The 22300-nt window shown below is 53.9% G+C and carries 19 protein-coding genes; 11 read left to right on the forward strand and 8 right to left on the reverse strand.

What is annotated here, in order from left to right:
* Nucleotides 1-55: 55 nt before the first annotated feature.
* Nucleotides 56-1276, forward strand: coding sequence for a hypothetical protein (locus HNQ92_RS08935; protein WP_246439818.1), 1221 nt, complete (start codon nt 56-58; stop codon nt 1274-1276).
* On the forward strand, nt 1273-2931 hold the full coding sequence (locus tag HNQ92_RS08940) for a hypothetical protein (protein WP_184173289.1): 1659 nt from the start codon (nt 1273-1275) through the stop codon (nt 2929-2931). Before HNQ92_RS08935 ends, HNQ92_RS08940 begins: the two co-directional genes overlap by 4 nt.
* Before the next feature lie 135 nt (nt 2932-3066).
* Here the strand turns inward: HNQ92_RS08940 and HNQ92_RS08945 are convergent, their stop codons facing one another.
* The 4 genes from HNQ92_RS08945 to HNQ92_RS08960 all read right to left on the reverse strand — a co-directional run bounded on the left by HNQ92_RS08945 (nt 3067) and on the right by HNQ92_RS08960 (nt 8508).
* A complete protein-coding gene (locus HNQ92_RS08945) occupies nt 3067-3798 on the reverse strand; it encodes a hypothetical protein (protein ID WP_184173291.1) in 732 nt (243 codons plus the stop codon).
* Nucleotides 3799-4223: 425 nt separating this feature from the next.
* Nucleotides 4224-5915, reverse strand: coding sequence for a carboxylesterase family protein (locus HNQ92_RS08950; RefSeq protein WP_246439827.1), 1692 nt, complete (start codon nt 5913-5915; stop codon nt 4224-4226).
* A 316-nt stretch (nt 5916-6231) separates the two neighbouring features.
* Nucleotides 6232-6888: an HAD family hydrolase gene (locus tag HNQ92_RS08955; RefSeq protein ID WP_184173293.1), complete on the reverse strand. Its 657-nt coding sequence runs from the start codon at nt 6886-6888 to the stop codon at nt 6232-6234.
* A 93-nt stretch (nt 6889-6981) separates the two neighbouring features.
* The gene (locus tag HNQ92_RS08960; protein WP_184173295.1) at nt 6982-8508 is read right to left on the reverse strand and encodes a S8 family serine peptidase; all 1527 of its coding nucleotides are present in this window, start codon (nt 8506-8508) and stop codon (nt 6982-6984) included.
* Between the two features lie 119 nt (nt 8509-8627).
* Here HNQ92_RS08960 and HNQ92_RS08965 point away from each other — a divergent pair, with 119 nt between their 5' ends.
* From HNQ92_RS08965 to HNQ92_RS09000, 8 genes are all read left to right on the forward strand, one after another.
* Nucleotides 8628-9917 carry an aminopeptidase P family protein gene (locus HNQ92_RS08965; RefSeq protein ID WP_184173298.1) on the forward strand — a complete coding sequence of 430 codons (1290 nt, stop codon included), beginning with the start codon at nt 8628-8630 and terminating at the stop codon, nt 9915-9917.
* A gap of 325 nt (nt 9918-10242) precedes the next feature.
* A complete protein-coding gene (locus HNQ92_RS08970) occupies nt 10243-11109 on the forward strand; it encodes an EboA domain-containing protein (protein ID WP_184173300.1) in 867 nt (288 codons plus the stop codon).
* Nucleotides 11093-12112, forward strand: coding sequence for a TatD family hydrolase (locus HNQ92_RS08975; protein ID WP_184173302.1), 1020 nt, complete (start codon nt 11093-11095; stop codon nt 12110-12112). The genes HNQ92_RS08970 and HNQ92_RS08975 overlap by 17 nt, the downstream gene beginning before the upstream one ends.
* Nucleotide 12113: 1 nt before the next feature.
* Nucleotides 12114-12983: a UbiA-like protein EboC gene (gene eboC / locus HNQ92_RS08980; protein ID WP_184173304.1), complete on the forward strand. Its 870-nt coding sequence runs from the start codon at nt 12114-12116 to the stop codon at nt 12981-12983.
* Nucleotides 12984-12997: 14 nt separating this feature from the next.
* Complete coding sequence (locus HNQ92_RS08985) at nt 12998-14161, forward strand: 3-dehydroquinate synthase (RefSeq protein WP_184173306.1); 1164 nt, start codon at nt 12998-13000, stop codon at nt 14159-14161.
* 54 nt (nt 14162-14215) lie between these two features.
* On the forward strand, nt 14216-14656 hold the full coding sequence (locus HNQ92_RS08990) for a DUF7684 family protein (RefSeq protein ID WP_184173308.1): 441 nt from the start codon (nt 14216-14218) through the stop codon (nt 14654-14656).
* A 114-nt stretch (nt 14657-14770) separates the two neighbouring features.
* Entirely contained in the window at nt 14771-15973 is a 1203-nt protein-coding gene (gene eboE / locus HNQ92_RS08995; RefSeq protein ID WP_184173310.1) for a metabolite traffic protein EboE, read from the forward strand.
* A gap of 72 nt (nt 15974-16045) precedes the next feature.
* Nucleotides 16046-17425 carry an alkaline phosphatase family protein gene (locus tag HNQ92_RS09000; RefSeq protein ID WP_184173312.1) on the forward strand — a complete coding sequence of 460 codons (1380 nt, stop codon included), beginning with the start codon at nt 16046-16048 and terminating at the stop codon, nt 17423-17425.
* Nucleotides 17426-17487: 62 nt separating this feature from the next.
* Here the strand turns inward: HNQ92_RS09000 and HNQ92_RS09005 are convergent, their stop codons facing one another.
* Nucleotides 17488-18003 (reverse strand): hypothetical protein, encoded by a 516-nt coding sequence (locus tag HNQ92_RS09005; protein WP_184173314.1) that lies wholly within the window; start codon nt 18001-18003, stop codon nt 17488-17490.
* A 165-nt stretch (nt 18004-18168) separates the two neighbouring features.
* A complete protein-coding gene (locus tag HNQ92_RS09010) occupies nt 18169-18654 on the reverse strand; it encodes a DUF456 domain-containing protein (protein ID WP_184173316.1) in 486 nt (161 codons plus the stop codon).
* Between the two features lie 204 nt (nt 18655-18858).
* Here HNQ92_RS09010 and HNQ92_RS09015 point away from each other — a divergent pair, with 204 nt between their 5' ends.
* A complete protein-coding gene (locus HNQ92_RS09015) occupies nt 18859-20103 on the forward strand; it encodes a saccharopine dehydrogenase family protein (RefSeq protein WP_343062979.1) in 1245 nt (414 codons plus the stop codon).
* Nucleotides 20104-20364: 261 nt separating this feature from the next.
* Here HNQ92_RS09015 and HNQ92_RS09020 read toward each other — a convergent pair whose 3' ends face one another.
* Entirely contained in the window at nt 20365-21342 is a 978-nt protein-coding gene (locus HNQ92_RS09020; protein WP_184173320.1) for a sugar ABC transporter substrate-binding protein, read from the reverse strand.
* Complete coding sequence (locus HNQ92_RS09025) at nt 21342-22289, reverse strand: ABC transporter permease (protein WP_184173322.1); 948 nt, start codon at nt 22287-22289, stop codon at nt 21342-21344. The genes HNQ92_RS09020 and HNQ92_RS09025 overlap by 1 nt, the downstream gene beginning before the upstream one ends.
* Nucleotides 22290-22300: the final 11 nt, after the last annotated feature.

Raw genomic sequence — 22300 nt, forward strand, 5'->3', positions numbered from 1 at the left:
CCCGTGTGGTTGTCCTACTCGAAATAGCCCGATCCCAAACCTATATTTAGCCCGTATGGCCAGCACTTTACATCCCCCTTTAACTACCCAGCCGCCCGCCCGCCAAACCGACTTGGGCCTGGGTATTCCCACCTACGTTTACGCAGTGGTTTTCTCTTCGTTTTGCGTCATTACGGGCCTCATCTGGGACATCTGCTGGCACATCAGCATCGGGCGCGACGGGCTATTTTCGCCGCCTCACCTCATCATCTACGTGGGGGCCGTCGTATCGGGCATCTTCTCGGGCTACGAGGTACTTCGAACTACCTTTGTGGGCTCCCTGGCCGAAAAAGAGCGAAGCGTCAAGATCTGGGGGTTCTTTTATAGCTCACTGGGCGCGCTCTTTTGCATTTGGGGCGCGCTGGCCATGCTTACCTCCGCACCCTTCGACGACTGGTGGCACGGTACCTACGGCCTGGACGTCACCATTCTTTCGCCGCCCCATACCGTGCTGGCGCTGGGGATTATCGGGGTGCAGTTTGGGGCCATCGTGAGTGTATTAGCCCTTAAAAATCAAAATAAGTACTCCCAAACGGGTACCTCTGCGCAGCAGCAAAGCCGCCACCAGGTACTTTTCTGGCTTTTTGCGCTGTCGGCGGGCTTCCTGCTCACGATGTGGTTTACGCTGCTTTCGGAGGAGATCGACAAGCGCGACTCCCATACGGCCAGCTTCTACCAGATTTCGGCCGTAGCATTTCCGTTTTTGTTGGTAGCCTTTGGCCGCGCCGTACCCGGCCGCTGGACCATCACCACCGTGTCGGCCGTATACTCGGCCATACTGCTGCTCACGCTCTGGATCATCCCGCTCTTTCCGGCGGAGCCCAAGCTGGGGCCCATCCTCCACCACTTCGACCATTACCAGGGTTTTAAGTTCCCGCTGCTGCTCATCGTACCGTCGCTGGTATTGGACACGCTCCTGCACAAGTACCCCCACTGGAAAGCCTGGCCACTTTCGTTGCTGCTGGGTACCGCGTTTCTGGTAATTTACTTTGTAGTACAATGGTACTTCGGCGCGTTTTTGCTGGAATCACCGCTGGCGCGCAACTGGTTTTTTGGGAGCCACTACTGGTACTTTGGCAATTCGCCCGACTGGGAATACCGCTACCAATTTGGTCCCTGGGAACTCCAAAGTACCCCTGAGCTGCTGAAAGGGCTCGGCATTGCGCTCCCGCTCAGCATTCTTTCTACGCGCATCGGGTTGGCTTGGGGTACCTGGATGAACAAAATTCAACGATGAAAAAGATTTTCAGCTTACTACTTATCCTCCTGGCTACGTTCCCCACCTTCGCCCACGTGGGTAGTTCGGGGGTACTTTTGCAAGGGCAGGCCGGGCCCTATCGGGTACTTGTGAACGTACAGCCGCCGGACGTGATACCGGGCACGGCTAAAGTGACGGTTTTTGTGGAAAACGGCGGCGCCAACCAGGTACAGGCCCGGCCTATCTACTTCCGCTCGGGCGATGAAGGGGCACCTACGTACGACGACATTCCCGCCGTAGCCGGACAGCTCGGCCAGTTTGACGGCATCGTGTGGCTCATGGAATGGGGCTCGTCCAGTGTGCAGGTAGTAATAGACGGCGACAAAGGCAAAGGCGAGCTCGTGATTCCCATCGTGGCCGTCTCGACCGCCGAGCGCGACATGCCCGTGGAGCTGGGGATCGGGCTGGGGCTGCTGGGGCTGCTGCTGGTACTTCTGCTCGTCACGGTGATCGGGGCCAGCGTGAGCGACGGCCTGCTGCGGCCCGGCCAGCATTTGACGCCCCAACAGAAGCGCAAACGCTGGATCAACATGGGCATTGCCACGGTGGTTTGTGGTGTGGTACTTTATACCGGCAGCAGCTGGTGGGACAGCTGGGCCGCCGACTACCGGCAGTGGATTTATAAACCCCTAAAAGCCAAAACTCAGGTAGCCATCGAAGACGGCCAGCGGGTATTTAGCCTGCAGGTGGACACCACCAATTGGAAAAACCAACGGCGGGGCAACATGCTCAGCTACCTCGTGCCCGACCACGGCAAGCTCATGCACCTCTTCCTGGTGCGGGTACCCGGCCTGGATGCCTTTGCGCACCTGCACCCCGAGCGCCGCGACAGTACCACTTTCCAGGCCTACCTGCCCAAACTACCCGCCGGGAAGTACCTCGTCTACGCCGATGTAGTACAATACTCAGGCTTCGCCGAAACCATCATGGACACCGTTGAGATTCCGGCCCTGCCGCGTGCGGAGGTACTTGCGCTCAAAAAAACCGACGACGAAGACACCTACGTAGTAACCGCTCCGCTGAATAACGCCAAAAAAGTACCCCTGGACGAGAACGTGGTGATCTGCGGACTACCCGGTACCCGCACCCAGCTCACCGACGGCTCCTACGTGGTGTGGGAAGGTACCGCCGGGCGCGCCTTCGAGGCGGGCAAGCCCTACCAGCTGAGCTTCGAAGTATTTGATCCTGATGGCAAACCGGCTACGTTGGAACCCTACCTGGGCATGCCCGGCCACGCCGCCATTGTGCGGTCCGACGGCTCGGTGTACATCCACCTGCACCCCACGGGTACCTACGTCATGGCCGCCGAGCAGTCCCTCACGGGGCGCATCGCCGACACCGCCCGTACCTACAAGCGGCCCGTGCCCGCTGTCTTTCGCGACAGCATCGACAGGTACCTGGCTTCGCTCAAAACAATGCCCGCCGCTGAGCGCGAAAAGTACCTCATGCAGCAAATGGGCATGACCACCGCCACCGCAAGTACCCACACGGGCATGGAGCATGGCCACCGCATCTCGTTTCCGTACGCCTTTCCCAAAGAGGGCCAGTATCGGATTTTCCTCCAAATCAAGCGGAACGGGCAGGTTATCACCAGTGTCTTCGACGCCCGCGTGACAGATTCGACGACGCTATGACCAAAAAATGTTGGCGAGGCATTCCGTAGCTTTTAACTTTTTTAGAAGTACCATCCCTGAGAATCGTGAAGTTAATATCTTAATAAAAAATGCCGATGCTGAGCATCGGCATTTTTTATAAAGTACTTTTTTTGGCTACAAGCGCTGCAGCCGCTGGGCGTAAAGCTGGTTGAGCCGGTTTACTTCCTCAAAATAAACTACCATTTCCGCACTCAATTTATCCGTACCCGCATGCTTTTCATATTCAAAAGCCGTTGCCTTGTCTTTAGTAGCATACTTTTCACTTTCACTCAAAACCTTTTTTACAGTCTCTTTCACACGACTTTTAGGCCAGTGATTTTTAAGACGAGTCAACGTATAGAAATACAAACCTGGTGAGTACATGCCTTCATCAACCATGAGGTTGACATAAAATTCCAGCGTAGCTATCGCTCCTTCGGATGGATCAGCCAGGAGATCCGTATGGGTAATCATTTTTTGGGCGACCTCTTGACGGTAAAAGAATGCATAAGGATCTTGATCATATTTTGCCAAAAATGAGCGCGCAAGGTTGTCCTGTTCTTGCCAGGAAAGAGGCCCAATTCCTCCTTTTTCATGAGTACTATTTGGGTGTAAATTATTCTCGGCTACAAAAAGCTTAGCTTGATACATAGTACGCATAATCTGTTCATGATTGTCCACGTTAAGCGATACACCATGCATATTATGGTTGTACGGTACCATTCGTAAATTTCCCCTCTCATTTTCAGTCTTAAGTACTAATTGAGTTTTAGAAACAACAGGGGATTCTATTACCGCTTTTTCTCCACTACAAGAAATGATTAACAAGCTTGCAGTAATTATTAATAAATTTGTTGATTTTAACATGATCTTATCAGTTTTTTGTGTTGGATATAAAATATACTAAGCTGTACAACCTACATTGCATTGCTCCAAAAGGGATTCATCTATATACATCACATTTCCCATGTAAGTATTATTACAATCGTACAGTCCCATTTGAATAGGAACTCCAGGAGTAGCATACATATAGCAACAAGTTTGACCATTGGGCACTTGGTAACTTACTCTTATATAAGGGCAAGTACCTCCTGGCCTGATAGTACAAGCACAATGTTCGTTCATTTGGGATTGTACAGAGACAGGCAAAAGCGCATTGATCCCAAACAAAGCTAAAGCGATTACTCTTTTCATACAGTTAAATGGTTAAGTGGAAAAAATAGAAAAACATAGCTATGTGCCTGCTAATATATATATATATATATATGATTAACAAAACATTAGCTATTTTTTTATTTTATCACCGTTACTGCACCAGAGGCCTTAAGCTTTTGGGCATCGGCCTCGGCGAGCTTCCAGTTTTGGTCGAAGCGCCCTTCGGCCACCACGTTGGCGTAGTTACCTTTGAACAGAATAAAATCCCCAAACCGACCAATGGAATTGACCGGCCCGGTGGCAAAGCGGTAGCCCGCCCCGCCGGGGGAGGCAGGCTCGGTCCACCAGGGCAGGCCGGAGTTGATGAGCACGTAGCGGCTGCCGTGGGGGAATACGTAGGCCAGGCCGTAGTCCGTGGCCGAGGTACTTAGCTCAAGGGGTAGTTGGTCGGCGAAACGCCCGATGAGGCTGTTGGTTTCTTTGGTTCCAAACAGGATGAGGTTGGCGCTTTCGAGGTCGCTGGGGCGTACTTCCTGGTCGCTCAACAGGCGCGGAAACACCATCACCCGGCCCAAAAACTCACCCCGGTAGCCCGACCACTCCGCGGCCTGCCCCGCCACGCTCCGGCGGCGGTTGAGCTCCTCGGGCGTAGGGTTGCCCCCCGTACCGTACACGTATACGTGCCGACTGGCCAGGGCCTCGCTCAGCGGCCCCTCGGTACCGGCTTTTTTGGAAAGGGTACCTACGGCGGGTTTGCCCTCAGCCCAGGTACCTCCGCGCTCGCTCAGGCTCAAGGTACCTTGCGTCTGGGTACGTACCGACTGCCCGTTAACCACCACCTCCAGCGGTTTCCCGGCCTTGAACTTAGGGTGCCCGGCCAGGTTCAGCGTGAAGGCACTCAGGTCCTTGGCCTGTACCTCGATGCGGTTAGCCGCCGTGAAGCTGGCCTCGATGGAGGCGGTGCGGCCCGGCGTAAATTCATCCAGCACGACCCAGTAGGCCTTGCCGTGGCGGTACTGCGTACTCGCAAACCGAACGCGGTCAGGGTGCGGGTTGCGACGGAATTGCGAGAACCAGTCGAAGATGAAGCCATCCTTGTAGGCATTTTCCCAGCTATCGTGGCCCACGCCGGGGTACTCCACGTAGGTGACATTCGTGCCCGCGTCTTTGAGGCGCTGCACCCACTGCCGGGTCGAGTCTACCTTCACGGCGGGGTCGGCGTCGCCCTGGAAAAAGTGCATCGGAACGTGCAGGGCGTTAGGTACCCGCGGCAAAGTACCCTGCGGCGGAGCCGGACATACCGGCGCAATGGCCGCCCACATATCCGGGTAGCTCAGGCCGATCCACATCGTACCACCACCGCCCATCGAGAGGCCCGTGAGGTAGGTACGGTCTTCGTCTACCGAGAAACGGCGCTTCACGTCGGCCACCATGTCCAGCACGTCTTTCTCGGCAATGCCCTGGTAGCCCATGGTACCCCGCGCGTAGGCCGAGGCCACGATGTAGTCGACGTCGCGCCAGGCGGGAAAGTACCGGCTGGTCTCCACGTCAGTTTCGCCGGGAAGGTTCGTTTTGCCAAAAACCCGCTTCAACGCCAGCCGGTGGTTGGAGCCCGCACCGTGGAGCATCACCACCAAGGGGTACTTTTTCTTGGGGTTGTAATTTTTGGGCAGGTACAAGCCGTAGGGCTGCTCGGTGTCGTCGACGTCGGAGTAGAAGGTAAGTACCTGCGGGCCCGCCGGTAGTTGTTGCGCCCGCGTAGCTGGGCTCAGCGCCAGCAGCCAAAGTACCAGAGATACTTGCCAGGCTTTGAAGGAAAACTTCAACATAGATTTTAAGAGTGCATTTGTGAAGGTTGATTGAACGGGGTAAAGGTATAATTTCCGGGAAATTTTACACTATTCGCCGTTTTATAAAATGCGAATAAGGTACTTTGGGGTTACACAAGTACCCGGTTTTTGAGAAATGGTGGCTGAAAACCTAGCGTAAACAGGGCAAAAGGTACTTCGCAAGGTACCTTCCCGCTTATTCATGATAAATAAAGTCTCGTTTAGGGAAAGTAAAATCACAAAAAAGCGGCGGACTCAGGTAGGGAGTCCGCCGCTTTTTTGTACCCGTGCGAAGGTACCTTCCAAGGTACTTTCGTCAAAACAGAGCCGCGAGGCGGGCGTAGTTTAGCTCCAGGTAGTTTTCTACGTACAGGTCGCAGGGGGGTAGTTCGGCGGGTGTATGCGTGGTAAGTACCCCCACCACCTTCATGCCCGCGTTGAGCGCCGCCGACACGCCCGAGTACGAATCTTCAAACACCACACACTGCGACGGCTCCACGCCCAGGTTGGCCGCCGAGCTCAGGTACACCTCGGGGTCGGGCTTGTGGTGCGTCACGTTTTCGCTGGCCAGGATCGAGCCCATTTTATCGCGCAGGGGTAGTTTACTCAGGATGAGGTCCAGGTTGGCGCGGGGGGCGGACGTGGCTACGCCCAGGCGTACTTGGTGCGCTTTGAAGTCGTCCACGAGCTCCAGCAGGCCGGGAATGGGCTCCACATGCGGCTCGTAGATTTTCCGGAACAGCCCCTCTTTTTCTTCTTCCAATCGTAAGAACTCCTCCCCAACTACCTCCCGCTGCAAGAAATGCTTCAGGATGTAGCTGTTGCTCTTGCCAAACATGTGCCGGGCAAATTCTTCGTCGGTAGGCGATAAGTCGCGCAGGGCAAAAAACGCCCGGAACGCTTGGGAATGGTACGGATTGGTGTGACAGATCACGCCATCCATGTCAAAAATAACGGCCTTTAGTTCTTTCATACCGTAAAGGTACGGGCAAAAATTTCCATTGCCTACGCCCGCCGCCGGTAGGTACTACACATTCGTTTTTTAATCCAAATCAGGTACCTCACGCTACTCCCAAACTACCTCCACGGCGTACTCTTTGAGGTCGATGGTGGTGTACTGCTCACCCGCCTGGCGCTTGAGGGTCACTTTACCGTTCTGGACTTTGGCCGTTTGCTGGGCTATGACGTCCTTCTTGTTTTTCTTGCGGTAAATCGCCACCAGGGCCTCGGGCGTGTCCACGGCTATTTCTACCGATTTCCCGCTGGCTTTGACCAGTTTACCGTTGTCGGGCAAGTAGGGTGCTTTGACCAGCGCCAGGGCCCGCGAGGCCATCGGTACGCCGTAGCCTACGTAGTTGTTGCCGTAGGGGTACAGGTGCGCCGATTTCTCAATTATTTCCATGAGTTCCTTGTTGGTCAACTTGGGGTTGGCCTGGAGCAGGCAAGCCGCAAAGCCCGTAATGACGGGCGCCGAAAGCGAAGTACCATACAATGAGAAACACGAAACGTTGGGCTTGATGTAAGGCAAAAACTCCGGCCCGATGCTGCTGTAGCTGATGCGGTTCCAGAGGCGCTGGTTGGTAGCGCCCACGGCAAGTACCCCCTTGGCATCGGCGGGCGTAGACAGGATGCGCCAGCTTTTGTCGTCACCCTCATTACCGGCCGAAACAATCAGCATGATGCCTTTTTTATCGGCGGCCATCTGGGCGGCCCGGCTGATGGCGCTCGTTTTGCCGTCCATTTGCGCGGGCTCGTAGTTTTCTTTGGGGTCAGAAAAACCCTTGGCGTAGCCCAGCGACGTATTAATCAGCCGCACGCCCAGGCTATCCATCCACTCCATGGCCGCAATCCAGTTGTCTTCCTCGCCGCGCCACTCGCGCAGGGAGTAGTCGGTACGGGCCAGGTAAAACTTGGCGTTCATGGCCATGCCGTATTGGATCTGGTCCACGGGGTCCAGGCCGGCCACGGCGGCCATCACTTCGGTGCCGTGCACGTCCGAAAACGACTCGGCTACTTTATACAGCATCTCGCCAGCCTGAAAAGGTTTTACGTAGTCACGAATGCCCAATACGCGGTTGCTGGCAAAAATGTGCCGCAGAGCGTTGGAGGAATCGGCGCCGTAAAAGCCCGCGTCAATGATCCCCACCGTGACGCCCTGCGCCGTGAAGTTGGATTGTAAAAAAGCCTGCGACTGTACCTGGGCCATGACGGGAGCCAGCATGGCGCGCTCCACGGGCTGCTGCCGGGCAATGAAGAAATCGGAGTTCATGGGTACTACGTCGGTGACGAAGTCGAGACGGCGCAGCGCCTCGGCCCGTTCGGCAGTCAGAAAGGCCGACACCGCGTTCAGCCACTTGGATTGCAGCATGGGATGAGCTCCCTGCGCCGCCAGGCCGCGCAGGTACTCGTGCTTCAGGGGCAGGTCCGTTTCGTCGAAAGCGACTAGCCCCTGCTGCAGTCGATTTTGTATAGTAACTTCGGAAATAGCGGGTTGGGCCCCAGAATCTTTGTCTTTGAGGTAGATCCAGTACTTGGTTTGGGCGGATACAGCCAATGAGGTGCTTAGTAAAACACCGAGCAGAAATGCTTTCATGAACACGAAAAACGATTAGTCTTTGCTAAGTTTGTAATTTTGGTGCCTCTACCGAAATAGATACGCTATGCAATAACTTTATTTTCTGGCAAAAAGTATCTATCATACCCCTACTTTCTATGCGCTACTTACCAATAGACTCATCCCTTTTCGTTGAAAACCGTCGACGCCTGTCCGGTATGCTCAAGCCCAAATCGCTGGTAATTTTGCACGCCAACGATATTTTACCTACCAACGCCGACGGCACCATGGGCTTCCGGCAAAATACCGATCTGTTTTATCTCTCCGGCGTAGACCAGGAAGAAACCATCCTGCTGCTCTTCCCCGAACACCCCGACGAAAAAATCCGCGAGGTACTTTTCCTGCGTGAGACCAACGAGCAGATCGCCATCTGGGAGGGCGAGAAGCTTACCAAAGAGCAGGCCCGAAGTACCTCCGGCATCCAGGCTATTTTCTGGACGCACCAATTCGAGGCGGTTTTTCGGAACATCGTCTTCGAAGCCGAACACGTGTACCTCAACACCAACGAGCACACCCGCAACGAGTCGTTGGTCCAAACCCGCGAGGCCCGTTACGTTCGGGAGTTTAAAGAAAAGTACCCCCTGCACCAGCTCCAGCGCCTGGCCCCGCTCATGCACTACCTACGGGCCATCAAGCAGCCGCAGGAGCTGGCGCTGCTCATGCAGGCCTGCGACATCACCCGGACGGGTTTTCTGCGTTTATTGAAGTTCGTGAAGCCGGGCGTCGCCGAATACGAAATCGAAGCCGAGCTGCTGCACGAGTTTGTCCGGGGCCGCTCGCGGGGCTTTGCCTACCAGCCTATTATCGCCTCCGGGGCCAACGCCTGCGTACTGCACTACATCCAGAACAATCAGCTATGTCAGGACGGACAGGTACTTTTGCTGGACGTAGCCGCCGAGTACGCCAACTACAACGCCGACCTGACGCGCTCCATCCCCGTCAACGGCCGCTTTACGCCGCGTCAGCGTGCCGTCTACGATGCGGTACTTCGCGTATTCAAAGCCGCTAAAAGCATGCTCGTGGTAGGGAACCTGTGGGACGAATACCACGTGGAAGTAGGTAAAGTGATGGAAAGCGAACTACTTGGCCTGGGGCTGATCACCAAAGAGGACATCGCCAAGCAGGACCCCGACTGGCCCGCCTACCGCAAGTACTTCCCGCACGGTACTTCGCACTTTCTGGGGCTGGACGTGCATGACGTTGGCAACAAGTACCGGCGCTTCGAAGCGGGCATGGTATTTACCTGCGAGCCGGGGATTTACATTCGGGAAGAAGGCCTGGGAATCCGGCTGGAAAACGACATCCTGATTACCGCCGACGGCAACAAGGATCTCATGGAGCACATTCCCATCGAAGCCGAGGAGATCGAAGAGCTTATGAATGCCTGAGCTCATTCCTGAATACCAACCTCATCCGCGCGGGAGGCGCTCCTCCGGCGTCCGCCCTAACCCTTCTCCGGCTAGGAGAAGGGAATTATACCTACCCGCCTGCGCAGGTATTTGAACAAATTACCGTAGGCTAAGCAAAGTAGATCTCTACGCAAAAAAGGAATAAAGAACGGAAAATAACCAACGAAAGTAAGATCAAGAGAAACGGACTTAGCGGTAGATTCGTTAGTACTTAACGTCACCAACACTTCCGTTTTTTTTGATAAGTACCTAGTAGGTACTTGGTGGCGAAGTACCCCTTGCCACGTTGACATTGCATGCTACTATGAACGCTATTCTCTGGGAAATACTTGAACAAAACCTGACGGTGGCCGAAAAGGAATGGCTTCAGGAAAAGGACGCTACCCGCCCTATGGAGCTCATGACGGCTTTCGTGGCCGCGCCGCGCTACCTTTCCAAGCAGATCGTACAGCCCGACGTCTCCCACGCGCTGGAGCTGGCGCAGCAGCTACCGGGCTTTTCGGTAATGGGCTGGAGCCTGGTGCGGCTGAGCCGGGTATGGCTGCTTACGTGCCTCGACACTACCGACCGCGAGGCCTACGTTCGGCACCTGGAAACGCTTTTCGATACCGCCGAAATGAACGAGCTGGTGGCGCTATACTCGGCCCTGCCGCTGCTGGCCTACCCGGAGCAATGGCTTTTTCGGGCTACGGAGGCGGTGCGCTCCAACATGGGGGTAGTTTTTGATGCGCTGGCCCTACAAAACCCCTACCCCGCCAGGTACTTCACCGACCTGGCCTGGAACCAGCTGGTCCTGAAAACGATTTTCAACGACAAGCCCATCCACCTCATCGTGGGCCTCGACGAGCGCGCCAACGAAAAGCTGGCCCGGACGCTGTCTGACTTTGCTCACGAGCGCTGGGCCGCCGGACGGAGCGTAGCCCCTGAGGTTTGGCGGTTGGTCAGTAAATTTTTAGATGAAGCTCTTTTAGAAGATATAAAGTACCTTTTTAATTCCGGATCGCAGCACGACCGCGAAGCGGCGGCGCTGACTTGCTTCCAGGCTGAGTACCCTCCGGCGCACGCGCTGCTGGCTAAGTACCCGGAGCTCGAAAAATCGGTGCAGCACAAAAAACTCAGCTGGGCCGACCTGGAATTTAACGATTTAAATACCTATGTGTCAAAACCATAATACCGTAGAAAAGTACCCCTCGCACTTTGAGGACAGTGGCGAGGTCATGACGCACCGCGACCTGGCCTGGGACGACTACCGCGAGGCGATCCGGGGCATGCGCTTTTTTGATCCGCACGTCCACATGACCTCCCGCACCACCGACGACTACCAGGCCATGTACGACGCCGGGATTGTGGCGCTCATCGAGCCCGCCTTCTGGCTGGGCCAGCCCCGCACCGGACTGGCTACCTTTAAAGATTACTTCAGCAGTCTGGTGGGTTGGGAGCGCTTCCGCTCGTCGCAGTTTGGGATCAAGCATTACTGTACCATCGGGCTCAATTCCCGCGAGGCCAACAACGAGCCCCTGGCCGAGCAGGTGATGGAGATCTTACCGTTGTTTTTGTACAAAGAAGGCGTAGTAGGCGTAGGCGAAATCGGGTTTGATGATCAAACGCCCGCCGAGGAGAAATACTACCGCGCCCAGCTAGAGCTGGCCAAGGCCGCCCAACTACCCGTGCAGGTACATACGCCCCACCGCGACAAGAAACAGGGCACGGAGCGTAGCATGGCCATCGCGCTGGAGCACGGCCTGGACCCGTCGTGGGTAATCATTGACCACAACAACGAAGAAACCGTGCAGAGCGTGCTGGATCAGGGCTTTTACGCGGCCTTTACGATTTATCCGTTTACCAAGATGGGCAACGAACGGATGGTCAAGGTACTTGAAAAGTACGGCCCCGAACGCATCATGATCAACTGCGCCGCCGACTGGGGCATCTCCGATCCGCTGGCACTGCCCAAAACCGCCGCCCTGATGAAAATGCGCGGCATCCCGGACGAAGCCATCCGGCTCGTGACCTACCAAAACGCCATTGACGCCTTTGGCAAGAGCGGCCAGATCGACGTCGCCGATTTTGAAAACGGACTGGCAGTAGACCAAAGTCAGAAGTTCAACGGCAACACCATCCTGCGGGGTGGCCAGCAACCCCGCGTGGCCAAAGATTCCCTTGTGATTAACTAACGTGGCTAGCCTGAAACCGTATTTACAACTCACCCGGCCCGCTAACCTGGTCACGGCCGTAGCCGACATCCTGGCCGGGATGGCCATTGCCGGATTTCTGTTTGCCCAAAGTACCCCCTACTGGCTCCTGCTGGCTACCCTGGGGCTTTACGGCGGCGGCGTAGTGCTCAACGACGTCTTCGACGCCGAGCTGGACGCCATCGAGCGGCCCGAGCGCCCCATCCCGAGCGGCCAGGTACCTCGGCGCTCAGCCGCGCTGCTGGGGTGGTCGCTGCTGCTGGTAGGTGTGCTGGCGGCAAGCCTGCATAGTCCCCTGAGCGCCGGGCTGGCGCTAGCCGTCGCTCTGCTGGCGGTCCTTTACGATCGCTTTGCCAAGCACCATAGGGTACTTGGGCCCGTGGTGATGGGTACCTGCCGGGGTGGGAATCTGCTGCTCGGCATGAGCGCCGTACCCGAGTCGCTGGGGCGCTGGGGCTGGCTGGCGCTGGTACCTATCGTGTACATCGGGGCCATTACGCTCATCAGCCAGGACGAGGTACACGGCGGAAAGCGGCGCACGCTTTACTTCGCCTGGGTACTATACGGGCTGGTACACCTGGTGCAGCTAGTCGTATCTTTTCAAAAAGGGAACCTCCTGCTGGCGCTACCGCTCATTCTGGCACATGCCATCCTGGTGGGGCGTCCGCTGTGGCGGGCCGTCCAAAACCCCGTTGGCCCGCAGATCGGGAAGGCCGTCAAGGCCGGAGTACTAGCGCTGATCGTCATGAACGCGGCCTGGTGCATGGTGTTTGGCTACGGGTACCTTACCCTAGTGGTGGTTTTGTTACTACCTTTGTCCATTCTTTTAGCTCGAATTTTTGCCGTAACCTAGTGTTACCTTTTTTTATGCAAACCATCCAACAACATTTTCAGGTAGCTTATAGCTACTCTATATATTTTACCCGGAATCTTTTCGAGGAGTCCAACCCGCTGCTGCGTAGCTTTTTTGAAGCACTCCACGAACCCGGCTTCCGGCGGAAGGCGCTGGTGGTGGTAGACGCGGGTCTGCTTCCGCACTACCCCGAGCTACCGGATGCCATCACGTCCTACTTTTCGACTTTCTCCAGCCACGTGCATCTGGTACCCGACATCCTGCTGGTACCCGGCGGCGAACAAGCCAAAAATGATCCGGCGCTTTTTGACCAACTGGTACGGGCCGTCGACGAGCACGGCATCGACCGCCACTCGTTTGTGATTGCCATAGGCGGTGGGGCCATGCTCGATCTGGTGGGCTATGCGGCGGCGGTGTCGCACCGGGGCGTGAAGCACATCCGCATTCCGACGACGGTCCTTTCACAAAACGACTCGGGCGTGGGCGTCAAAAACGGCATCAACTACCACGGCAAAAAAAACTTCCTGGGTACTTTTGCGCCCCCCGTGGCGGTATTTAACGACCTCACGTTTCTGGAAAGCCTCGACGACCGCGACTGGCGAGCCGGTATTTCGGAAGCCATCAAGGTAGCGCTCATCAAAGACAGAACCTTTTTTGCCTGGATCGAAGCCAACGCTGAAGCCCTGGCCCGCCGCGACAGCGCCCCGATGGAGTACCTCATCCACCGCTGCGCCGAAATGCATACCGAGCACATCCGCAGCGGCGACCCTTTCGAGTTTGGCTCGTCCCGTCCGCTGGACTTTGGCCATTGGGCCGCCCACAAGCTGGAGTACCTCACTGACTTCAGCATCCGGCACGGCGAGGCGGTCGCCATCGGTATCGCCCTCGACAGTGTGTACTCTACCCAAAGTGGCCTACTGCCCGCTGCGGAGCTGGAGCGCATCCTCACGGTTTTCCATACGCTCGGTTTTGAGCTCTACCACCCCAAGCTCTCTGAAAACGACAAGCTAAACCTCCGAAACGGTTTGCAGGAGTTCCGGGAGCACCTGGGCGGTCAACTGACCATTATGCTGCTGGAACGAATCGGGAAAGGTGTTGAGGTACATCACATGGATACGGACGTCATCGCCAGCGCGGTGGATTACCTACAGGCGCTGTATCCTAGCTTTGCGAGTTGAGGGGATTTAAGACGTACTTTTGAATTTGTGTAACTTGCTATTGCTCATCCGAAGTTGGTAGATCATATTAACGACCGAAAAATAACGATTATCGAATACAGTACAGAAAAGAACTGGTTCGATCAAATTCCCTTAAAAAATTGGCTTTGTGTCCTAATTGTAAATGATAAGCCAAGAAGATATATTGATGAAGTAATTAGAAAGGTTATAAGTAAAGATGTCGTATATATTTGCACAATTGGCAAGCAAAGTAAGCAAATACACGACCTAATTGACGAAGAAATCTCTTTCATAGCGGTAGATATTAATAGTCCCTACTTACCCCAGCACACAATTATCACAACCTGGCACCTTGACTTTGAAGAGGGAATCTGGTTTTCTTTATTTGCAGCCTATTCCGAAGAAGTCATTATCAAAGAAATAGTAATATTGGACATGACTGACGGTTCTGAAATCCCGAGAGTAAAAGCGTTTATAAAGAAAATAGATCGATGAGAATTAAAGTAAGGAATGTACAGTCTAGTCTGATGTAATATGTACTTCTCACAAATTTGATTTACAAGATCTAATAGCGATAATCCCCTTACCTAACCCACTGAATCAACCTACATGAAAACTCCCCACGGACACCTGACATACTGCAGCAATATACATCCCGGCGAGCAATGGGACGCGCACTTTCAGACGCTGAAAGAAAACCTACCTACCATCCGGACTCAGTTGGCCCCCGACCAACCCTTTGCCCTGGGGCTGCGCCTGGCCAACGACGCTTCTCTGGAGCTGAGCGAGCCCGCGCGCCTGGCGGAGTTTAAAACCTGGCTGGCCGAGAACGACCTGTACGTCTTTACCATGAACGGCTTTCCCTACGGGGGCTTCCACAATACCCGCGTCAAAGACCAGGTACACGCGCCCGACTGGACCACCGCCGACCGCACCGAGTACACGCTCCGGCTGTTCACGATCCTGGCGCAGCTCCTGCCCGAGGGCCTCGACGGCGGCGTATCGACCTCGCCGTTGTCGTACCGCTTCTGGTGGGAAGGCGAAGAAACGACCGAAAACGCCATCCAAACCGCCACGCAGAATATTCTGTACGTGGCCGAAAAACTGATCGAGATCCGGCAGGCGACGGGCCAGCTGCTGCACCTGGACATCGAGCCCGAACCCGACGGACTGTTGGAAAACTCGGTGGAGTTTGTGAGCTGGTACCGCGACTACCTGCTGCCCGTGGGGGTACCTTACCTCCAGGAAAAGTACGGCATGACCGCCCTCGGGGCCAAGGAGGCCCTGCTGGACCACATCCGGCTTTGCTTCGACGTGTGCCACGTAGCGGTGGCCTACGAGGAGCCCGCCGAGGTACTTGACCGCCTGGATACGGTGGGCATCAAGGTGGGTAAAATCCAGATCAGCTCGGCGGTGAAGCTGGGCCTGGAGCAGGACGCCGAGCAAAAAATAGCGGCCATCCGGGCATTTGACGAGCCCGTGTACCTGCACCAGGTCGTGGCGCGCCAACCGCAAGGTACCTTGCAAAAGTACCCCGACCTGCCCGAAGCACTCGCCGCCTGGACCGAAGGCAGCGCGCAGGAATGGCGCGTGCATTTTCACGTACCGCTGTTTATGGGTACCTACGGGACGCTGGATTCGACGCAGGATGAAATCCTCAAAACGCTGGCCATCCAAAAGCAGGTACCTTTTACGCACCACCTCGAAGTAGAAACCTACACCTGGGGGGTACTTCCCGCCGACATCCAAAAACCCATCGCCGAGTCCATTGTGCGGGAGCTGGAGTGGGTCAAAGAGGTACTTCAGGGGTAGTTTTTATTAGTATAAAATTCAAAGTACCTTTTCCTTCGGTGCAGAGGTACTTTACAGCGATTTTTTTCAATCATGCAAAAGACGGTCGTCATCGACGTAGTGGGCCTGAGCGCCAACCTGATCGGGGAGCATACTCCTTTTTTGAAAAAGTACCTCCAAACCAGGTACCTCACGCCCATCAAGCCCGTCTTGCCGGCCGTCACGACCACCGCCCAGAGCTGCTACGTAACGGGCCGCTGGCCCGCCGGGCACGGCATCGTGGGCAACGGCTGGTACGACCGCGAAGACGCCGAAGTGAAGTTCTGGAAGCAATCGAACAAGCTGGTGCAAGCCGAGAAAATCTGGGAAGCGGCCCGGCGGCAAGACCCGGCCTTCACCTGCTCGAAGATGTTCTGGTGGTATAACATGTACTCCACCGCCGACTACTCCGCCACGCCCCGGCCGCAGTACCACGCCGACGGCGTGAAGGCTCCCGACTGCTACACCCACCCGGCCAGCCTGCGCGACGAGCTCCAAAAAGATTTAGGTACTTTTCCGCTCTTCAACTTCTGGGGGCCCAATGCCAACCTCAAGTCCTCGAAGTGGATCGCCGACGCCTCTATTTGGGTAGACAAAAAGCACGACCCTACGCTGACGCTCATTTACCTACCCCACCTGGACTATTGCCTGCAAAAGTCCGGGCCGGATTTTTCCAAAATAAGTACCGAGCTGGGAGAAATTGACGGGCTGGTGGAAGAATTGGTACAACATTACGAAACCCAGGGAGCGCGTATTATTCTGCTGTCGGAGTACGGCATCAATCCCGTGAGCCGTCCGGTACATATCAACCGCATCCTGCGCGAAGAGGGCCTCATCGCCGTCCGGACCGAGCGCTGGTACGAACTCCTGGACGCCGGGGCGTCGCGCGCCTTCGCCACCGCCGACCACCAGATCGCGCACGTTTACGTCAACGATCCGGGGGTACTTGCCCAGGTCAAAAAACGCCTGCTGGCCACGCCGGGAATCGCGCAGGTACTTGATCAGGAAGAACAAAAGGCTTATCACCTCGACCACGAGCGCTCCGGTGACCTGGTGGCGGTGGCCGAGGCCGACAGCTGGTTTACGTACTACTACTGGCTCGACGACGCCCAGGCCCCCGACTACGCCCGCCTGGTGGACATCCACCGCAAACCAGGCTACGACCCCGTGGAGATGTTCATGGACCCGAACAATCCGTTGATTAAGCTGCGGGCGGGCTACAAGCTGGGAAGAAAGCTTCTGGGCTTCAGGTACCTTATGGACGTAATTCCGCTGGATGCTACGCTCGTCAAGGGCTCCCACGGCAGCCCCGGCGTGCCGCCCGAGTACTACCCCGTTTGTATTACGGATGAACCTTTACCCCAAAGTACCCTGGAAGCACCCGAGGTATATGGGGTCATTTGGCAGCACGTGTTTGGATCGAATCCGGCCTAAGCAAAGTACCTCCACAATATATACACAGCACGTATTGACCTTGAAAACACAAAAATGATTCTTCAATAATCCCGGATCGTATTAAAATCCAGATCAAAAGAACCATTTTTGACTTCAATATTTCCTTCCGCAATGGACTGTAAAGTACCAGAAAAACTTCCCTGCGCTTTTAATCCATTCGCAGAGATGGTATGACTAAAATTAGTATTGTTGTACCCATCTGTAAGGCTCGCATAGTAAACCTTATTATGGTAAAGCCTGGCCCCTCTCTTCTCATTTATTCCAAAATTGATCTTGTGAAAAAAGTATTTGCCAAGGCTATCTTTTCTGTAATCCAACAGTATGTAGTAGTTAAAGCCATTAATATCCTCCATGTTGCTTGTACCAAACGCTCTCGGACCTATCCCACCATCTAACTCCAAATCGGAGTCTTCTATTTTGATATCTCCAAAATCAATGAGCAACCCTTGGTATTCAAGAGAAATTTTATTTGGATTGGGGGCCAATTGCTGTTTTTCGCAGCTGACAAGACAAAAGAAGAAGCCCAAAAAGCTAGTAAAACAAACTATTTTTTTCATAGCCATTTCTAATTCAAAACCACTGTTTAGAAAAATATCTATACGGAGTACTATTCACTTACAGCTTCTTGGGTAGTCAACTACTAAAAATTTAATTTTCAACACTTTCATGCATTACTAATTTCAACTAAACTTTTAAAACAAGCAAGAACTTTTTACCGAACGCTACGCAAAGTACCTCCAGAGCGCCACGACAGCGAAGCCCAGCATCACCAGGCAGAGGAATACCTTGATAAAAATGCCCGTAAGAAACCCCATGAACGAGCCTACTGCCGAGCGAATGGCATTTTTACTACTAGCCCCGCCAATGAGCTCCCCCACCAACGCCCCCAGGAAAGTACCCAGGAATATTCCGATGGCCGGAATGAACAAAAAGCCGACAACTAAGCCTACCACGGCCCCAATGCTACCGTAGCGCGTCCCGCCAAACTTCTTGGTACCCCAGATGGGTATGTAGTAGTCGAGCACGGTAATCAAGGCCGTGACGATCCCGAGTGTAACCAAAGTAGCCGTGGTGAACTCGGCAAAGCGACTGATGTGCAGCAACAGCAGCCCACCATAACTGAGCGGCGGACCGGGCAGGGGAAGTACCGCTCCGGCCAGGCCTACCAGCAAGCAGCCCGCGCCAAGAATGAGTAGAAGAATATCCATACGTGAAGTAGTGGTGTAAATTGTCAATATACTAAACAAAAACGGGTTTGCTCTTCTATCTTTGCTGCCTGCTAGTCGGGTAGGCACGGTTGTTTCGACTCCGCGTTGGTAAACGACTGGGATGCAGCACCCCTGCATAGGTAGTAGTCCGTACTGTTTTTGCTACCTATCCAGCTGTACTTTTCTCGAAAATATTTTTTTACCATTTACAAAAAAACAACGAAACGTAATATGTCCAAAGTACTCATTATCGGAGCCGGTGGCGTAGGAAGCGTGGTGGCGCACAAGTGCGCGCTTAACAGCGACGTCTTTACCGAAATCATGCTGGCGAGCCGAACCAAAGCGAAATGTGACAAGATTGCTGCCGAAATCCAACAGATGCACGGCGTAACGATACAAACCGCCCAGGTAGATGCCGACATCGTGGCCGAGACGGTGATGCTCATCAAGCAGTTTCAGCCCGTGATGGTGATCAACGTGGCCCTACCCTACCAGGACCTGACCATCATGGACGCCTGCCTCGAAACGGGCGTACACTACCTCGACACCGCCAACTACGAGCCCAAAGACGTAGCCAAGTTTGAGTACAGCTGGCAGTGGGCCTACCAGGAGCGATTTAAGGAAGCGGGACTGATGGCGCTGCTGGGTTGTGGTTTTGATCCGGGTGTGACGCAGGTATTTACGGCCTACGCCGCCAAGCACCACTTTGATGAGCTGCACTACCTCGACATCGTGGACTGCAACGCCGGCGACCACGGCAAAGCCTTTGCGACCAACTTCAATCCAGAGATCAACATCCGGGAGATCACGCAGCCGGGCCGCTACTGGGAAAACGGGGCCTGGGTAGAAATCCCGGCCATGTCCATCCACAAGCCCATCGACTACCCCGGCATTGGCGAGCGCGAAAGCTACGTGCTCTACCACGAGGAGCTGGAGTCGCTGGTGAAAAACTTCCCGACCCTCAAGCGCGCCCGCTTCTGGATGACCTTCGGGCAGCAGTATATCACGCACCTCAACGTGCTGCAAAACGTAGGCATGACCAGCATCGAGCCCATCAAGTTCAAGGGAATAGACATCGTGCCGCTGGAGTTCCTGAAAGCCGTACTACCCGCGCCCGATACGCTGGGCGAAAACTACCAGGGACAAACGTCCATCGGCGTGCAGGTGAAGGGCCTCAAAGACGGCGAAGAGAAGACGTATTACGTCTGGAACAACTGCGACCATGCCGAGTGCTGGCGCGAAGTACGGGCGCAGGCCGTGAGCTACACCACCGGCGTACCGGCCATGATCGGCGCCATGCTGATGCTCACCAACCCCGACTGGATGAAACAAGGTGTGTATAATTGCGAAGAGCTCAATCCGGACCCCTTCATGGAAATGCTGATCCGGCACGGCTTACCCTGGAACGAGCGCATCAATATGCCCCTGCCGCATGAGTATCCGGCCTAAGGTACTTGGTGGTGATACAAAAAAGTATAAGGATACTTTCTGCGTCAGGTTGACCGAATGAACGTACTGGTATTGCCTTTTAGTCCACCTCCAAAGCTAACACTTTGGAGGTTTTCTTTTTCTTCGTTGTCCTTATTCTTTTTCGCGGCAAAAGCATCGGCTTTTGGGTCGGGAAATAGCAACTTGTGCGTATTATTCAAGAGATACTACGCACATAAAAATAGGGATCAGGGATGGGCCCGAAATACTCTCGTGAACAGATTACGGCAAATTAGCCCCCCACATTCTATTCACTGTCTCCGCTAAGTTTTTTTGATGGATAACAAAGCCAGGATCTGAGATAACTTTTGGTTTAGTAAGGCTATCCCTGGATACTATAGCATGAATAAGCTCCTTACACTCTAACCTTAAATCCTGAACGCCATCCGCATCCAGGTACCCCTTTGACAAAAGGTTAAAAGCGGTTGCATCCCCATCGAAACCTGCAAGTAAGACATGTTTAGGGTGACCTATTTTATGGTATTTCCCGGTATTCTTCAGAGCAGATATCAGTGATGGAAAAAGAAAATCAGAAGAGGTAAATATAAAATTTATATCGTGATGGGCCTGAAGTGAGTTGATGGCACCGGCCAGTGCTTTTTCCTGATTCCACTCGGTAGGTACCTCTGCTACTAATTCGATGATATCCGAATAGGCAGCAATGGCATCGTTAAAACCTCTTCTCCTTTCTACGGCATTAATATCACCCAAATCGCCAATAAGAATCATGGCTTTGTACTTTTGATTGGTACCCTTGGCTAGCTCACACAAATGCTGTACGGTCCGTTTGGTGATCTCATAGTTATCGGCTACTACCGTAACAAATTGCCCTGAGTTCTTGGCGGGCATACGGTTGTATATGCCTATGGGAATGTTGGCCCGGTTAGCTGCTTTAATGATGGGAATCACCGTGTAGGCATCTTTGGGAGCCACAATAATTCCATCGACGCCTTTGGCAATGAAATTATTAACCTGTTCAAACTGGCGGTTCGCATCGCCATTGGCAACTGCTTCTATTACGTTTATATTTTTTTCAGCACATTCCTTTTTTAATGCTTCCATGCTGGCTACCCAATACTCTGTCTGTAGCGTTTCAAAAGATATTCCAATGGTAATTCCTTCCTTCTTTTTGCTAACGCAGCTGTTTAGTAGCAAAACGAAGAGCAGTATCATGGATGAAAGTACGTTTTTAGTTTTCATCAGGGGAAGGTTTGAAGTGATCTGGTGTTTTTTCTATGCTTTAAACTATCCATCAATACGATGGTGAATATCACTAGGCCCGTGACGATGGGGTACACGTAAGGGTTGGCATTGATCATAACAAGCCCATTTTGCAGCGTCTGGATGGTTAAAGCGCCCACCAGTGTTCCCGGGAATACATTGCCTTGACCGCCATACAAGCTGGTGCCCCCCAAAACAACGGCTGAAATGGCCATAAGCTCACTATTCATGCCAAATGACGGAGAAATGGCCCCGAGCTGGGCAATGGCTACAAAGCCCCCCAAGGCCGCTAAAAAGCCGCAAATGATATAGGCAGATAGTACCACTTGCCTAATAGGAAGGCCTGCTTTCCTGGCTTTTTCTACACTATTTCCTACGGCATACACTCGGGTGCCGTACGCCGTTTGGGTAAGCACTAGATGGGCGATTAGCACGACAAAAAACAAAATAGCAATGGGAAACGGTATCCCCAGAATACGGGAGGTACCAATGGAGAGAAAAACGTCCGGTAAATTAACCGCTCGGGTTTCGGAGATGAACAACCCGAGCCCCCTACCCATGTAAAAAGTAGCCAGGGTTACAATGAACGGAACGACTTTGAAACGATAAATCAAAGATGCGTTGATATACCCAAACAAAATACCGATTAGCAGAATTAGCAGGCAGGCTAGCCAAAGGTTGGTGTCGGCCACCACCATCTTTCCCGAGATTACCCCAGCAAGAAACATGGTTGATCCTACCGAAAGGTCAATTCCTCTGGTTATAATAACGAAGGTCATCCCGGTGGCAACAATGGCTAATGACGAACCTTGAATAAGAATATTAGTAAAATTCTGAAAGGAAAAAAACTGTGGCGTGATAAGCGAGAAAGCTGCGGTTATGACCAGCAACATAATAATGGTAATGTATTGATGGATATTCTTCATACCTATTTGAG

Origin of the sequence: Rhabdobacter roseus, from assembly GCF_014202275.1 — a bacterium.
GTDB lineage: Bacteria > Bacteroidota > Bacteroidia > Cytophagales > Spirosomataceae > Rhabdobacter > Rhabdobacter roseus.

Bases quoted from the DNA above. Each gene is read 5' to 3' on its own strand.
- HNQ92_RS08970 (WP_184173300.1), top strand. From the start codon at position 10,243: ATGAACGCTATTCTCTGGGAAATACTTGAACAAAACCTGACGGTGGCC.
- HNQ92_RS08945 (WP_184173291.1), bottom strand. From the start codon at position 3,798: ATGTTAAAATCAACAAATTTATTAATAATTACTGCAAGCTTGTTAATC.
- HNQ92_RS08960 (WP_184173295.1), bottom strand. From the start codon at position 8,508: ATGAAAGCATTTCTGCTCGGTGTTTTACTAAGCACCTCATTGGCTGTA.
- HNQ92_RS08955 (WP_184173293.1), bottom strand. From the start codon at position 6,888: ATGAAAGAACTAAAGGCCGTTATTTTTGACATGGATGGCGTGATCTGT.
- HNQ92_RS08975 (WP_184173302.1), top strand. From the start codon at position 11,093: ATGTGTCAAAACCATAATACCGTAGAAAAGTACCCCTCGCACTTTGAG.
- HNQ92_RS09020 (WP_184173320.1), bottom strand. From the start codon at position 21,342: ATGAAAACTAAAAACGTACTTTCATCCATGATACTGCTCTTCGTTTTG.
- eboE (WP_184173310.1), top strand. From the start codon at position 14,771: ATGAAAACTCCCCACGGACACCTGACATACTGCAGCAATATACATCCC.
- HNQ92_RS09005 (WP_184173314.1), bottom strand. From the start codon at position 18,003: ATGAAAAAAATAGTTTGTTTTACTAGCTTTTTGGGCTTCTTCTTTTGT.
- HNQ92_RS08935 (WP_246439818.1), top strand. From the start codon at position 56: ATGGCCAGCACTTTACATCCCCCTTTAACTACCCAGCCGCCCGCCCGC.
- HNQ92_RS09000 (WP_184173312.1), top strand. From the start codon at position 16,046: ATGCAAAAGACGGTCGTCATCGACGTAGTGGGCCTGAGCGCCAACCTG.
- HNQ92_RS08950 (WP_246439827.1), bottom strand. From the start codon at position 5,915: ATGTTGAAGTTTTCCTTCAAAGCCTGGCAAGTATCTCTGGTACTTTGG.
- HNQ92_RS08940 (WP_184173289.1), top strand. From the start codon at position 1,273: ATGAAAAAGATTTTCAGCTTACTACTTATCCTCCTGGCTACGTTCCCC.
- HNQ92_RS09010 (WP_184173316.1), bottom strand. From the start codon at position 18,654: ATGGATATTCTTCTACTCATTCTTGGCGCGGGCTGCTTGCTGGTAGGC.
- HNQ92_RS08985 (WP_184173306.1), top strand. From the start codon at position 12,998: ATGCAAACCATCCAACAACATTTTCAGGTAGCTTATAGCTACTCTATA.
- HNQ92_RS09025 (WP_184173322.1), bottom strand. From the start codon at position 22,289: ATGAAGAATATCCATCAATACATTACCATTATTATGTTGCTGGTCATA.
- HNQ92_RS08965 (WP_184173298.1), top strand. From the start codon at position 8,628: ATGCGCTACTTACCAATAGACTCATCCCTTTTCGTTGAAAACCGTCGA.